Origin of the sequence: Bordetella pertussis 18323 (genome assembly GCF_000306945.1) — a bacterium.
Classification (GTDB): domain Bacteria; phylum Pseudomonadota; class Gammaproteobacteria; order Burkholderiales; family Burkholderiaceae_B; genus Bordetella; species Bordetella pertussis.
The window spans coordinates 1,871,982-1,885,951 of record NC_018518.1; the positions used below are offsets into that span (position 1 = coordinate 1,871,982).

Here is a 13,970-nt window from a genome sequence, read left to right on the forward strand (position 1 = left end):
GGACAGACTGATGGCTACAGGAATCAAGGATCGCGTCGCCATTCTGGCGATGGGCTGTTCCCGTTTCGGCGAACGCTGGGACGTGGGCCAGGAAGAATTGATGGTCGAGGCCTACGCCGAGGCGCTCGCGAGCGCCGGCATCGAGCCGCGCGCCATCGAGGCGGCCTGGTACTCGTCGCACTATGACGACATCGGCGCGGGCAAGGCCGGCACGCCCATGGCCATGGCCCTGCGCCTGCCCGACATCGGCGTGACGCGCGTGGAGAACTTCTGCGCCGGCGGCACCGAGGCGTTTCGCGGCGCCGTCTACGCGGTCGCCTCCGGCGCCGCGGACATCGCGCTGGCGCTCGGGGTGGAAAAGCTGAAAGACACCGGCTTCGCCGGTCTGCCGCTGGCCTCGCGCGGCACGCTGGCGCCCATGTACCTGCCCACGCACAGCAACCCGGGCAACTTCGCGCAGCTGGCCCGTGCCTACCAGGCCCGCCACGGCGTGGCCCGGGAGGACCTCAAGGCGGCCATGGCCCATACCTCGATGAAAAGCCATGCCAACGCCTTGCACAATCCCAAGGCGCACCTGCGCAAGGCCATCAGCCGCGAACAGGCCGCCGGCGCGCCGCTGGTGGCCGACCCCATCGGACTGTTCGATTGCTGTCCGGTGTCGGACGGCGCCGCCTGCGCCATCGTCACCACCCCCGAGATCGCCCGCAGCCTGAACCGCGGCCCGCTGGTCCTGGTCAAGGCCATCCAGCTGGCCACGTCCAACGGCTGGGAGCTGCAGCAATCGGACTGGGACGGCTCGTACGTGCACACCACCCGCGTGGCGGCGCGCAAGGCGTACGCCGAAGCGGGCATCGACGATCCGCGCGCGCAGCTCAGCCTGACCGAATTGCACGACTGCTTCTCGATCACCGAACTGGTGACGCTGGAGGACATCGGCCTGGCCGAGCCCGGCACGGCCTGGCGCGGCATGCTCGACGGCCGCTTCGATGCCGACGGGGCGCTGCCCTGCCAGATAGACGGCGGCCGGAAATGCTTCGGCCATCCCGTGGGGGCCTCGGGGCTGCGCATGCTCTACGAGGCCTGGCTGCAACTGAGCGGCCGCGCCGGCGCGCGCCAGCTGCCCGCGCCCTCGCTGGCCCTGACCCACAATCTGGGCGGCGCGCCCGCGCAGAACGTGTGTTCGATCACAATACTCGGCGCGGCTTGACACCGGGCCGCGCCGGCCCGCGGGGGCCGCGCACAATTATCAACACCATCCTGCCCACAGGAGGAGACTGACATGCTTCACCCTGAGATAGAACTGCTGGACCGAGACGGCATCCTCAAGATCCAGCGCGAGCGGCTGGCCCGATTGGGCCAGCGCCTGCAGCACAGCCCGCAATGGCGCGAGCATTTCGCCAGCGTCGGCATGACGCCCGGCGACCTTGCCTCGCCGGACGCCTTCGAACACCTGCCCTTCCTGCAGAAGGCCGACCTGCGCCAGCAGTATCCCTACCCGTTCCTGACCGTTCCCCTCGAAGACGTGGAGCGGTTCGTCGCCACCTCGGGCACCACCGGCCTGCCGGTGATGTTCGGCCTGACGCGGCGCGACCTGCACGAGCTGCTGCCCAGCCAGACCGCGCGCCTGCTGGCCGCGGCGGGCGTGCGCCGCGGCGCGCGCGCCTACCAGGGCTACGGCTACGGCCTGTGGATCGGCGGCCTGGCGCTGGACCAGGGCTTCAAGGCAATGGACTGCGTCAACTTCCCGCTGGGCCCGGGCCGCGGCGACCTGGCGGCGCGCTGGATGCGCGACCATGCCTACGAAGTGGCCTCGATGTCGCCGCTGTGGCTGATGAGCCTGGCGCAGGCCGCGCGCGCCCAGGGCATCAACCCCAAGACCGACTGGGCGCTGCGCACCGCCATCCTGGGCGGCCAGTCGGTCTCGGCCGAATTCCGCGCCCAGCTGGAAGCGGAAATGCCCGAAGGATTCGTGTCGCACAACATCTACGGCACCACCGAGGCGGGCGGCCCGATCCTGGCCATCTCGACGCCGTACACGCACGCCGACGACGAACTGCATCTCATCAATGAAGACACGGTGCTGACCGAGATCCTGGATCCGGTCACGCTCAAGCCGGTCTCCGAAGGGGAAGTGGGCGAGATCGTCATCACCACCCTGACCAAGGAAGCCTCGCCCGTGATCCGCTGGCGCACGCATGACCTGGTCAGGCTGTCGTCGCACCCCTACGACTGCCCGTCGGGACGGCGCGGCATGCGCAAGATCGGACGCATCATCGGGCGCTCCGACGACATGATCAAGTTCAAGGGCGTGATCGTTTTCCCGTCGCAGATCGAGGACGTCATCACCGGCGTCGCCGGCGTGGTCAAGGAAGCCTGGCAGATCTATATCGACAAGGAATGCATGACCATCGGCACCATGACCGTGGCGATCGAGGCGTCCGCCCAGGCCGGCCGCCCGGCCGAACAGCTCAGCAATGAAGTGGGCCGGGAAATCCACGCGCGCCTGGGCATGAAGGTCTGCGTCGAATGCCATCCCGAAGGCACGCTGCCGCGCTACGAAGCCAAGGCCGTGCGCGTACTGCATCGTCCCGAAGCATGACCGCGCGCGATCCGCTGGCCGCCATCCGCGCCCGCCTGGCCGAGGTCACGGCCTGCTGGCAGGCGGCCGAGTCGCTGGCGCAGATCCGCGCCAGCTTCGCCGACTACCTGGCCGAGGTGGGGCCGCGCGGCGCGGCGATGGCCCGCCCCCGGCCCCAACCCCTGGCGCCGGCGCTGGCCGGCGCCTGGATCGGCCAGGGTGCGCGGCGCGCGCTGTACTGCCATGGCGGCGGTTTCCAGATCGGCGGCATCGCCTCGCACGCCAGCCTGATCGCCCGGCTGGCCGAGGCCGGCCAGGCCCGCATCCTGGCCGTCGAGTACCGGTTCGCGCCCGAACACCGCTATCCGGCGGCGATCGACGACGCCTTCGCGGCCTACCAGTGGCTGCTGGCCAACGACGGCGCGCCAGCGGCCATCATCGGCGACTCCGCGGGCGGCGCCCTGGCGTTGCAGACCGCGCAGCGCGCGCGCGATGCCGGCCTGCCGCTGCCGCGCTCCCTCGTGCTGCTCTCCCCCTGGCTCGATCTGTCCATGCAAGGCCGCAGCTACGTGGAGCTGGCCGAACAGGACATTTTCTCCAAGCCGGCACAGCTGCGCGCGATGGCGCGCAGCTATCTGGGACACCTCGGCCCGCCGCCGGCCTCGCCGCTCTGGGACGATCTGTCAGGCTTGCCGCCCATCGTCGTGCACGCCGGCGCGCACGACATCACGCTGGACGACTCGCATACGCTGGCCGCACGCGTGCGCGCCGCCGGCGGGCAGGTGCAACTGCAGGTCTTTCCCGGCATGTGCCATCACTTCCAGATCTACGAAGCGCTGGCCGAAGCGCAGGAGTCGATCGACGCGCTGGGCCGCCATCTGCGGCAGGACTAGCGCCAGGCGGCGCGCAAGGCGCGCCGCTCCTCATGCCTGGACGATCAGCCCGCTATCGAGCGCGCCGGCCACGCGCTCGGGCGCCAGGCCCCATTCGTGCAGCACCTCGACCAAATGCGCGCCCACTGCGGGCGCGGCGGCGGGCTGGCGCGCCGGCGTGGCGCTCAGGCGCGGCGCCGGCGCCGGCTGCGTCACCCCCTCGACGTCGATATAGCCCGCGCGGGCCGCCGCATGCGGATGATGGGCGGCTTCGCGCCAATCCAGGACGGGCGTCACGCAGGCGTCGCTGTCCTCGAACAGCGCCGCCCAATGGTCGCGCGGCCGGGTGGCGAACAGCGCCGCCAGCCGCGCGCGCAAGGCCGGCCATTGGGCAGGATCGCGATCGTGGGTATACACGGCCGGGTCCAGGCCCAGCCGTTCGACCAGCAGGTCATGAAAGCGCCGTTCGACGCAGGCCACGGCCAGAAAGCGCCCGTCGGCGCAGGCATAGGTGGCGTAGAAATAGGCGCCGCCGTCCAGCAGGTTGCCCTCGCGCCGGTCGGACCAGCCGCCGCCGGCGCGAAAGCCCCAGAACATCGCAGCCAGCAGGCCCGCCCCGTCCACCATGGCGGCGTCGACGACCTGGCCCGGCGCCCCGCCACGCACCGCCAGCAAGGCGGCCAGCATGCCGAACGCCAGCAGCATGCCGCCGCCGAAATCCGCCACGTAGTTCAGCGGCACCGACGGCGGACGGTCGGCCGGCCCGATGGCGTGCAGCGCCCCGGTCAGGCCCAGGTAGTTCAGATCATGTCCGGCCTGGCGGGCCAGCGGTCCCTGCTGGCCCCAGCCCGTCATGCGCCCGTACACCAGCCGCGGCTGGCGCCGCAGGCATTCCTCGGGCGCCAGGCCCATGCGCTCCATCACGCCGGGCCGGAAACCTTCGATCAACCCATCGGCGGCGCCGACCAGCTCCAGCAGCAGATCGCTGGCGCCGGGCGCGCGCAGATCCAGCGCCAGCGAGCGGCGGCCGCGCGCCAGCACGTCGAAGCGGCTGTCCAGCAAGGGGAAGTCCCCCTTCCTGTGCGCCGCATGGACGCGCACCACGTCGGCCCCGTGATCGGCCAGCATCATGGCCGCGAACGGCGCCGGCCCCAGTCCCACCATTTCGATGATGCGCAAACCCTGTAAGGCCGGCGCCATGCCCTCTCCTTGCGCCGTCACTGCGGCGCGACCCTGACGGTCAGCCCTTCCAGCGCCGGCGCGACCGTAATCTGGCAGGAAAGACGCGACTCGGCGCGGACATCGTTGGCGAAGTCCAGCATGTCGCGCTCCATGTCGCCGGGTTCGCCCACGGCCTGCATCCATTCCTGTCCCACATGCACATGGCAGGTGGCGCAGGTGCACGCGCCGCCGCACTCGGCCGCGATGCCCGGCACATTGGCGCGCCGGGCGCACTCCATCAGGCTCAATCCGTCGTCCGCCTGGACGATGTGGCGAGCCTCATTGGAGGCGATGAAAATAATCGTTGTCATACGAGGCGTTCCCGTCGTGTATCAAGCGCCGCAGCCCATCCCGCCGGAGACGCCCAGCGCCTCGCCGGTGATGAAGCCGGCGGCTTCGGAGCATAAAAACGCAATCGCCGCGGCGACCTCCTCGGGCCGGCCCAGGCGGCGCAGCAGCGTCAACGCCTCCAGGTCGGCGCGCATCTGCGCGCCCGCGACGTCGACGGCGCGCGCCAGCATCGGCGTGTCGACCGGTCCAGGCAGCACGGCATTGGCGGTCACGCCGTAGCGCGCGTTCTCGCGCGCAATCGAGCGGGTGAATCCGAGCAGGCCCGCCTTGGCGGCGGCGTAGACCGCCCCGCCGCGCGAACCCAGGCGGCCCGCCTCGGACGACACATTGACGATGCGGCCGAAGCGCGCCGCCTGCATGCCGGGCAGCACGCCCAGCGTGAAGGCGAACGCACTCTCCAGGTTGACGGCCAGCAGCGCGCGCCAGTCCTGCGGGGTCGTCCGGGAAAAGAACGCGTGCTGGTCGGCGCCGACATTGTTGACCAGGATGTCGAACGGCGCGGCGCCGGCGCAGAATCCGGCCACCGCCTCGGCGTCCGTGGCGTCGAGCGCGACAAAGCGGGCGCCGGTGGCCTCGGCCACGCTGGCGCCCGCCTGCGCGTCGCGATCGCAGAACGTGACGCGCAGGCCGTCGCGGCATAGCTGCGCGACGGTGGCCGCGCCGATGCCGTTGGCGCCGCCGGTAACGAGCGCGTGCCGCGGCATCAGTGCCTCCGGAAAACCGGCTGGCGCTTCCCGATCACCGCCGCCAGCCCTTCCCGGCTGTCGGCCGTGGCCGACAGGGTCGATACGGTACGGGCCTCCTCGGGCAGGGCCCGTTCGACCTGCAGCGTGTTCCACAACAGGCGCTTGGTCGCCGCCTGCGCCAGCGGCGCTCCGGCGGCGTAGGTCGCGGCCAGGCGGGCTGCGCTCTCGTCCAGCTCGGCGTCGGCGACCACCTGGTTGACCAGGCCCATCTCGAGCGCCTCGTCGGCGCCCACCGTGCGGTTCGACAGCATCATTTCCATGGCGCGGCGAAAACCGATCAGATGCGGCAGGATGACCGAGCTGCCCGCGTCCGGCGCCATGCCCACGCGCGTGGCGCCGGCCAGGAACCTGGCGCCCTGCGCGGCGACGACGATGTCGGCCGCGCATACCAGGCCCAGGCCGCCGCCGCCGGCCGCGTAGCCCTGCACCTGCGCCACCACGACGGCGTCCAGCCTGATCAGCGCGCCGATGGCCATTTGCAGCCAGGCGGTCACTTCGCGCAGGAAGTCGCCCAGGCCCTCGCCCTTGCTGGCGAACTCGCGCACATCGCCGCCGGCGCAGAAATGCTTGCCCGCGCCGCGCAACAGCACCACGCGCACATCGGGCTCGCGGTGGCAGCGCATCACCGCTTCGTGGAAAGCCTTCATAAATTCGATATTCATGCCGTTGGCCGCATCGGGGCGGTTCAACGTGATGCGGGCCACATGGTCCGCATAGTCCAGCAGCACAGGACCCTCGCCAATCCAGGTCTCGGGGTTTGCAGTCGTCATCGTCATCTCCTCATACCAGGAAGGACAGGGTGAAAATCGGTTTGGCGCTATTGACCAGGGCAATCTTCTTGCGCACCAGGCGGAAGGCGCCATCGACCAGCCGGAGCCGGTACTCGTTGCGCGCGGCCCAATGCGTTTCGCCGCGCAGGTTGTCCTCGTAGATCAGCACATTGGCCAGCGCCGTCACTTCCTGCCCCGCGACATCGACGATCTCGATGTTGGAAATCAGGCGCGCCAGCGCCGAGCGCGGCGTCTGCGTATGGCGGCGGCCGGTCAGCAACTGTTCGATGCGGACACGGATGCGCGACCGGTTGTCGTAGATCACCGACATCTTCTGCTCGGGATCGATATCGTCGCCATTGGCCGGGATCCAGTAGATGGCGTCGTCCTCCCAGAGCGACTCCCAGCCCTGGTAGTCGTGCGTGTCCTGCAGCCGGGCCTCGTGATAGAGAAACTGCGACACCCGATGGTGCAGCGTCAGTTCGTCCAGCGCCTGCAGATCGTCAGCGGCCGGACGGGTTTCGGGACGTGCGGTCATCCGGATTACTCCTGCATCAGCTTGAAATAGTGGCGCCAGATCCCGCGCTGCGGGACCTCGTCGGTCGAATGCCCGACGGTGTAGCCGTTCTCGTCCTTGCGCTCGCGATGCAGGCCGCGGGTCAGCATCAGCCATTCGGGGTCGCGGATCTTCGCGCCGCGGTGGTTGCGCTCGTACATCTCCGTATCGTCGGCCAGCAACAGGCCGGCCGGCCCGACCGAACCCATGGTCTGCTGGCGCAGCCGGCGGTTGATGTCGGGCGCGTCCTTGAACTGCACCGCCGTCACGTGCTGGATGGTTTCCTCCACCGACACCGGCTGCAGCACGAAGATCTGGATCTCCGCGATGAACAGATTGGGGAAGATCATCGTGTGCGGCGAGCCGTCGATCATGATCTGGCGCGCCCGCTCGGCGCCGTAGGCCTGGTCCATCGCGACGGCGTAGTCCGCCATCCGCTCGACCGACGAGCCGAACCAGTACAGCGGCTTGTCGATGCGCCGCCACTCCGGCCGCAGATCGAACTCGGTATGGCCATTGCCGTAGTCGCGCGTCAGCGCGGTCGAATCCTTGCCGTAGAGATTGGCGATCGGACTGTTGGTGACCTGGAAGATGGAACCATGCACGAAACCGGGGTGGTAGCCGTCGGTCTCGTTCTCCAGCATGAACTTCCAGTTGGCCTTGGCCCGGTGCTGCAGGAACCCGGCGCGCAGGTCCAGCTCGCCGTTGGGCGAGTTGTCGCACAACTGGTCGATGGCGGCCTTGGCCCCGCCCAGGTGCTCGTCCAGGCTCGGGCCGGTTTCGGCGAACGATCCGAACACGAAGCCGCGATAGATGCCGATCCGCGCCACCTTGCCGAGCCCGACGCCGGCCTTGGAGGCGCCCTCGTAGCCGTCGGCCAGCGCGTACCCCATCAGGTCGCCGGTGTTCGAGAAAGTCCACGAGTGGTACGGGCACGTGAAAGTGCTGCGGTTGCCTTCCTTGTAGGCGCACAGCTGGTTGCCCCGGTGCGGACACTTGTTCAGCAACAGGCGGATCTCGCCGTCCCGGTCCCGCAGCAACAGCACGGGCGTCGTGCCGATGCTCTTGGTCACGTAGTCGTTCTTGTTGGGCACTTCGCTGACGTGACCCACGTATACCCAGGTCCTGTGCCAGATCTTGTCCAGCTCCTCCTGGAAGATCTCCGGATCGACGTACAGGCGGCTATTGATCCGCGTGGGCTCGATCAGCGCCCGGTAGTCGATCTCGTTCCTGATGAAAGACATCGCCCTCACCTCCGATGGTTTGTGAATTATTTAATAATCCGAATGATCGTTCGATTTATAAATGAGGAGGCGGCGGCATGTCAAGCACAGATTTTTATAACCAACCGACTATTCGGTTTTTACAACAATTTCCAGGAATCGAATCAGGGGAAACCATTAGGGCGTTTTCTTAAAATCACCTTAAAAGAAAACATATCCAATTGATTTATAAGTGTTTTTACAAAACACCAGGCCGCCGACAGGGTGTCGGAAAAGCGCGGAACCGGCTATAGCCAAGCCTCTCAAGCCCTGATAAATTACACGAACGGTTGTTCAATAATAGGCTCAGACCATATCGAGCCGCCACACAGGAGGAGTCATGAACACAAGCAAGGCAATCGTCGCGGGCTTGCTCGCACTGGGCTGCGCCCTGCCCGCCGCGGCCGAGATCCGGCTCGGCGCCTCGGTCTCGGCCACCGGCCCGGCCGGCATCCTGGGCGACCCCGAAGCCCGCACCCTGGAACTGCTCGTGCAGGAACTGAACGCGCGCGGCGGCGTCAAGGGCGAGAAGATCAAGCTGGTGCTCTACGACGACGGCGGCGACGCCAACAAGGCGCGCACCTTCGCCACCCGGCTGGTCGAGGACGACGAAGTGCAGGCCATCATCGGCGGCACCACCACCGGCACCTCGATGTCCATCCTGTCGGTCGCCGAAGAAGCCAAGGTGCCGTTCATCTCGCTGGCCGGCGCCATCGACATCATCGACCCGGTCAAGCCCTATACCTTCAAGACGCCCCATACCGACCGCATGGCATGCCAGAAGGTGTTTGCCGACATGCGCAAGAACGGCTGGACCAAGGTGGCGCTGATCGGCTCCACGGACGGCTTCGGCGCTTCCATGCAGGCGCAGTGCAAGGCCGTGGCCGGCCAGTACGGCATCGAACTGGTGGGCAGCGAAACCTACGAGCCCAAGGACGCCGACATGACGGCGCAGCTGACCAAGATCCGGGGCATCCCCGGCGTGCAAGCAGTCCTGAACCCGGGGTTCGGCCAAAGCGCGGCGGTGCTGGCGCGCAACTACCGCCAGCTCGGCATGAGCCTGCCGTTCTACGCCTCGCACGGCGTCGCCTCGCAAGGCTATATCGACCTGGCCGGCGCCGACGTCGTCGAAGGCTTCCGCCTGCCGGGAACCGCGCTGCTGGTGGCGGACCTGCTGCCCGCCAGCGACCCCCAGGCCGCGCCGTCCATCGCCTACAAGAAGGCCTTCGAAGCCAAGACCGGCGCCCCCGTGGGCACCTTCGGCGGCTATGCGCACGACGCCTTCCTGATCCTGGTCGATGCGCTGAACCGCGCCGACTCGACCAAGCCCACCGCGATCCGCGACGCGATCGAGAAAACCAGCAAGCTGGCCGGCACCACCGGCGTCTATACCTTCTCGCCGACCAATCACCTGGGCCTGGACCTCTCGGCCTTCCGCGTGCTCGAGATCCGCGGCGGCAAGTGGAAAGTCGTCGACTGAGCGCCTGAACGGCGGCCCGTCGCCGGCGCACCGAGCGCGGGCCCGCCATCCCAGTCCAGACAAACGCCGGAGTGCCCATGTCGGAATTCATGCAGTTCATTTTCTCGGGGGTGACCGTGGGCGCGGTCTACGCGCTCGTCGCCCTCGGGTTCGCGATCATCTTCAACGCGACCGGCGTGGTGAACTTTGCCCAGGGCGAGTTCGTCATGCTGGGTGGCATGATCACTGTCTTCGCGCACGGCGCGGGCCTGGCGCTGCCGCTGGCCGCGCTGCTCGCCATCGCCGTGACCGCCGCGACAGGCGTGGCGTTGAACCGCCTGGCGATCGAGCCGGCGCGCGGCGCCCCCGTCGTCTCGCTCATCATCATCACCATCGGCGCCTCGATCTTCATCCGGGGCGCGGTGCAAAGCCTGTTCGGCAAGCAGATCCACAGCCTGCCCGCGTTCTCGGGCGACGACCCGATACACGTGCTGGGCGCCACCATCCTGTCGCAAAGCCTGTGGATGATCGGCGGCGCGGTGGCGGTATTCATCGTCCTGTGGCTGTTCTTCACCAGGACACTGATAGGCCGCGCGGTGCTGGCCACCTCGAACAACCGCCTGGCGGCCCGCCTGGTCGGGATCAACACCCGATTCATCATGACCCTGTCGTTCGCGCTGTCGGCGGCCATCGGCGCCCTGGCCGGCGTGCTGATCACGCCGATCACGCTGACCTCGTACGACGTGGACCTGACCCTGGCGCTCAAGGGCTTTGCCGCCGCCATGCTGGGCGGCATGGGCAGCCCCAAGGGCGCGCTGGCCGGCGGCATCCTGCTCGGCCTGCTGGAATCCCTGACCGCCGGCTACCTGTCGTCGCAGTACAAGGACGCGGCGGCCTTCCTCACCATTCTCGCGGTGCTGTTCTTCATGCCGCAGGGACTGTTCGGACACAAGTCCACGGATCGCGTATAAGCCATGCGGATATCATCGAAACACTGGACGCTGATCGTCCTGGCCGCGCTGATCGCCATCGCCCCGCTGTTCTTCCCCTCCGGCTATTACTTCCGCGTGGGCTCGACGATTTTCGTCAACGCGCTGGCGGTCACCGGCATCGTCATCCTGACCGGCTACGCCGGCCAGATCAGCCTGGGACACGCGGGATTCGCCGGCATCGGCGGCTATGCCTGCGCGCTGGCGCCGGTGCACCTCGGGCTGCCCTCGGCGCTGTCGGTGGTGCTGGGCGCGGCCGTCTCGGGCGCGCTGGCGTGGCTGGTCGGCCGCCCCATCCTGCGCCTGAAGGGCTACTACCTGGGCGTGGCCTCGCTGGGCTTCGGCATCCTGGTGGCCATGGTGCTGAACAACGAACGCCAGCTCACCAAAGGGCCGGACGGCATCGCCGTGCCCGACCCCGGCCTGCGCAGCCTGATCAAGGGCTGGGGCCTGGACCTGTCCAATGGCCAGTTCTGGTACGCCATGACGGGCATCGCGCTGGTGATCGGCGCCTGGCTCGCGCTCAACCTCTACCACAGCCCGACAGGGCGGGCGCTACGCGCGCTGCACGGTTCGGAGATCGCCGCCGGCACCGTCGGCATCGACGTGGCGGGCGCCAAGCTCAAGGCGTTTGTCGTATCGGCCGTGTACGCCTCGGTCTCGGGCTCGCTGCTGGCGCTGCAGAACCGCTTCATCACGCCGGACATCGCGGGCTTCATGCACTCGATCGAAATGGTGACCATGGCGGTGCTAGTTGTGAAGATTCAATAGGTTGTATGCATGGTTCATCCGAACCGGATTTGAGAAACTGGAAATCGCCGATCCCCCAGTTCACTCAAGGAGCCCGGCCGGATGAACACCCATAAGCATGCCCGATTGACCTTCCTACGTCGACTCGAAATGGTCCAGCAATTGATCGCCCATCAAGTTTGTGTGCCTGAAGCGGCCCGCGCCTATGGGGTCACCGCGCCGACTGTGCGCAAATGGCTGGGCCGCTTCCTGGCTCAGGGCCAGGCGGGCTTGGCCGATGCGTCCTCGCGCCCGACGGTCTCGCCCCGAGCGATTGCGCCGGCCAAGGCGCTGGCTATCGTGGAGCTGCGCCGCAAGCGGCTGACCCAAGCGCGCATCGCCCAGGCGCTGGGCGTGTCAGCCAGCACCGTCAGCCGCGTCCTGGCCCGCGCCGGTCTGTCGCACCTGGCCGACCTGGAGCCGGCCGAGCCGGTGGTGCGCTACGAGCATCAGGCCCCCGGCGATCTGCTGCACATCGACATCAAGAAGCTGGGACGTATCCAGCGCCCTGGCCACCGGGTCACGGGCAACCGACGCGATACCGTTGAGGGGGCCGGCTGGGACTTCGTCTTCGTGGCCATCGATGACCACGCCCGCGTGGCCTTCACCGACATCCACCCCGACGAGCGCTTCCCCAGCGCCGTCCAGTTCCTCAAGGACGCAGTGGCCTACTACCAGCGCCTGGGCGTGACCATCCAGCGCTTGCTCACCGACAATGGCTCGGCCTTTCGCAGCCGCGCCTTCGCCGCGCTGTGCCATGAGCTGGGCATCAAGCACCGCTTTACCCGACCTTACCGCCCACAGACCAATGGCAAGGCCGAACGCTTCATCCAGTCGGCCTTGCGTGAGTGGGCTTACGCTCACACCTACCAGAACTCCCAACACCGAGCCGATGCCATGAAATCCTGGCTACACCACTACAACTGGCATCGACCCCACCAAGGCATCGGGCGCGCTGTACCCATCTCCAGACTCAACCTGGACGAATACAACCTATTGACAGTTCACACCTAGGCGGCGCCGGCGACCGGATCAAACTTTCGGCCGGGATGCCCAATTCGGTATGCAAGCGCCAGATCATGGGCAAGGTAAGACCGCGCTTGCGGTTCAAGACCTCGTAGACCCGGTTGCGCTTCCCGATCATGGGCTCCAGGCCCTTGGGAGTCAGGCCACCCTGCTCCATGCGGAACTTGATCGCCTCGACCGGATCCGGCAGGTCGATCGGGTAATGCCGCGCCTCATAGGCCTGCACCAGCGTGGCCAGCACGTCCAGCCGATCGCCATCGGGCGTACCCAGCTCAGGGTCCGACTCCATGAGCCGAGAAATTTCCTTCAGAGCCGACTTGTAATCGGCCTCGGTGCGTACGGGGCGGATTTCCATGTTCACTCCATCAGGCCACCTTGTACTGGGCGCTCGGTCCCTTGAAGAAGAAGGCCAGCAATCCAGCACGATCAAATGCCGTACCGAATTCGTCGCAGGCTTGCCCCAGTTGCGCCACGGCCTTCTTGCGCCGCACTTTTCTGGCAAATCTAGTTCGCATTTCCTAGGGCAGCGCGAGATAGAACGTCTTGAAGTCGGGAGCAGGTGTGGATATCTCCATTGAGACGGCCGCCCCCAATCGGATAGGATCGAAATCCCACATACCAACCATTTCCGAGAGAAGATTGGCCATGAATCGAATTGGCGGCGTCGGTATCGCCTGGTACCGAAAAGAGGATTACGAGCGGGTGCGCGCTATCTCGAACGACGTCCATACATTCCCCGATACCTTCGAGGACTGGGAGAAGCGTGCCGAGGAAAGGAGGGAAGAAATTCTCAAGCTGGGACACGTCGTCATCAAGGCATACATCGACCCAGATACATTCCCCGCCTGGTGCCGCGCCAACAGATACAAAGTCGACGCCAAAGGACGTATGGCATTCGCATCCGCCGAGGCGCATCGGGTCACGTCGCACGTGCACAAGGACTGATATCGACATCACGCGCCGCCTCCTGCCACTCTGCCAACTCGGCCCAGACGCGGGACCAATCGTCACGCAAGGCCTAACGGCGGATCTGCCTGGCGGTGCCCCCCCAAAGCCTCCCGCAGCTGTCCGGCGAAGAGACACGCCCTTTGTGGCGCATCCGCCATTGGCGGATCAACACAGAGTACAAAACGCTATGCCCACTTGGCCACGGACAGTTTGCGGGATGCGCTGGTGAGAATCGGAGCTACCAAGAGGCCTGCCCAAAAATCCCCCACCACCAAAACAAAACGGGCCTCGGATTGCTCCGAGACCCGCATGTTTACTTGGTAGGCCCCCCGAGAGTCGAACTCGGCACCAACGGATTATGAGTCCGCTGCTCTAACCAGGCATGAGCTAGAGGCCCAGGAAA

At 67.1% G+C, this 13,970-nt stretch carries 15 protein-coding genes and 1 tRNA gene; 8 read left to right on the forward strand and 8 right to left on the reverse strand.

Going from position 1 to position 13,970, the window contains the following annotated elements:
* Positions 1-10 precede the first annotated feature (10 nt).
* From BN118_RS08815 to BN118_RS08825, 3 genes are all read left to right on the forward strand, one after another.
* Positions 11-1,207, forward strand: a complete 1,197-nt coding sequence (locus tag BN118_RS08815; protein ID WP_014486081.1) for an acetyl-CoA acetyltransferase — start codon at positions 11-13, stop codon at positions 1,205-1,207.
* A 72-nt stretch (positions 1,208-1,279) separates the two neighbouring features.
* On the forward strand, positions 1,280-2,599 hold the full coding sequence (locus tag BN118_RS08820) for a phenylacetate--CoA ligase family protein (RefSeq protein ID WP_003816680.1): 1,320 nt from the start codon (positions 1,280-1,282) through the stop codon (positions 2,597-2,599).
* On the forward strand, positions 2,596-3,471 hold the full coding sequence (locus tag BN118_RS08825) for an alpha/beta hydrolase (RefSeq protein ID WP_014905748.1): 876 nt from the start codon (positions 2,596-2,598) through the stop codon (positions 3,469-3,471). The genes BN118_RS08820 and BN118_RS08825 overlap by 4 nt, the downstream gene beginning before the upstream one ends.
* A gap of 30 nt (positions 3,472-3,501) precedes the next feature.
* Here the strand turns inward: BN118_RS08825 and BN118_RS08830 are convergent, their stop codons facing one another.
* From BN118_RS08830 to BN118_RS08855, 6 genes are read right to left on the reverse strand one after another with little or no spacing between them, the layout of a single operon-like run.
* The gene (locus tag BN118_RS08830) at positions 3,502-4,650 is read right to left on the reverse strand and encodes a CaiB/BaiF CoA transferase family protein (protein ID WP_014905749.1); all 1,149 of its coding nucleotides are present in this window, start codon (positions 4,648-4,650) and stop codon (positions 3,502-3,504) included.
* Positions 4,651-4,667: 17 nt separating this feature from the next.
* A complete protein-coding gene (locus BN118_RS08835) occupies positions 4,668-4,982 on the reverse strand; it encodes a 2Fe-2S iron-sulfur cluster-binding protein (protein WP_010930735.1) in 315 nt (104 codons plus the stop codon).
* Positions 4,983-5,003: 21 nt separating this feature from the next.
* A complete protein-coding gene (locus BN118_RS08840; RefSeq protein ID WP_003816687.1) occupies positions 5,004-5,726 on the reverse strand; it encodes an SDR family NAD(P)-dependent oxidoreductase in 723 nt (240 codons plus the stop codon).
* Entirely contained in the window at positions 5,726-6,544 is an 819-nt protein-coding gene (locus BN118_RS08845; RefSeq protein WP_003816690.1) for an enoyl-CoA hydratase/isomerase family protein, read from the reverse strand. The genes BN118_RS08840 and BN118_RS08845 overlap by 1 nt, the downstream gene beginning before the upstream one ends.
* A gap of 4 nt (positions 6,545-6,548) precedes the next feature.
* Entirely contained in the window at positions 6,549-7,076 is a 528-nt protein-coding gene (locus tag BN118_RS08850) for an aromatic-ring-hydroxylating dioxygenase subunit beta (protein ID WP_003816691.1), read from the reverse strand.
* Positions 7,077-7,081: 5 nt separating this feature from the next.
* Positions 7,082-8,338 carry an aromatic ring-hydroxylating oxygenase subunit alpha gene (locus tag BN118_RS08855; protein ID WP_010930733.1) on the reverse strand — a complete coding sequence of 419 codons (1,257 nt, stop codon included), beginning with the start codon at positions 8,336-8,338 and terminating at the stop codon, positions 7,082-7,084.
* A gap of 358 nt (positions 8,339-8,696) precedes the next feature.
* Between BN118_RS08855 and BN118_RS08860 the strand changes: the two genes are divergently transcribed.
* The 4 genes from BN118_RS08860 to BN118_RS08875 all read left to right on the forward strand — a co-directional run bounded on the left by BN118_RS08860 (position 8,697) and on the right by BN118_RS08875 (position 12,607).
* Positions 8,697-9,836, forward strand: a complete 1,140-nt coding sequence (locus BN118_RS08860) for an ABC transporter substrate-binding protein (protein ID WP_010930732.1) — start codon at positions 8,697-8,699, stop codon at positions 9,834-9,836.
* Between the two features lie 77 nt (positions 9,837-9,913).
* Positions 9,914-10,786 (forward strand): branched-chain amino acid ABC transporter permease, encoded by an 873-nt coding sequence (locus BN118_RS08865; RefSeq protein ID WP_010930731.1) that lies wholly within the window; start codon positions 9,914-9,916, stop codon positions 10,784-10,786.
* Between the two features lie 3 nt (positions 10,787-10,789).
* Positions 10,790-11,575: a branched-chain amino acid ABC transporter permease gene (locus BN118_RS08870; protein WP_227915008.1), complete on the forward strand. Its 786-nt coding sequence runs from the start codon at positions 10,790-10,792 to the stop codon at positions 11,573-11,575.
* 81 nt (positions 11,576-11,656) lie between these two features.
* Positions 11,657-12,607 carry an IS481-like element IS481 family transposase gene (locus tag BN118_RS08875; protein WP_005013747.1) on the forward strand — a complete coding sequence of 317 codons (951 nt, stop codon included), beginning with the start codon at positions 11,657-11,659 and terminating at the stop codon, positions 12,605-12,607.
* Here BN118_RS08875 and BN118_RS08880 read toward each other — a convergent pair.
* The gene (locus BN118_RS08880; RefSeq protein WP_047122784.1) at positions 12,567-12,980 is read right to left on the reverse strand and encodes a helix-turn-helix domain-containing protein; all 414 of its coding nucleotides are present in this window, start codon (positions 12,978-12,980) and stop codon (positions 12,567-12,569) included. The two genes, BN118_RS08875 and BN118_RS08880, sit on opposite strands and share 41 nt — an antisense overlap.
* A gap of 284 nt (positions 12,981-13,264) precedes the next feature.
* Between BN118_RS08880 and BN118_RS08885 the strand changes: the two genes are divergently transcribed.
* A complete protein-coding gene (locus BN118_RS08885; RefSeq protein ID WP_014905750.1) occupies positions 13,265-13,564 on the forward strand; it encodes a hypothetical protein in 300 nt (99 codons plus the stop codon).
* Between the two features lie 321 nt (positions 13,565-13,885).
* Here BN118_RS08885 and BN118_RS08890 read toward each other — a convergent pair.
* Positions 13,886-13,964 (reverse strand) — tRNA-Ile (locus BN118_RS08890).
* Positions 13,965-13,970: the final 6 nt, after the last annotated feature.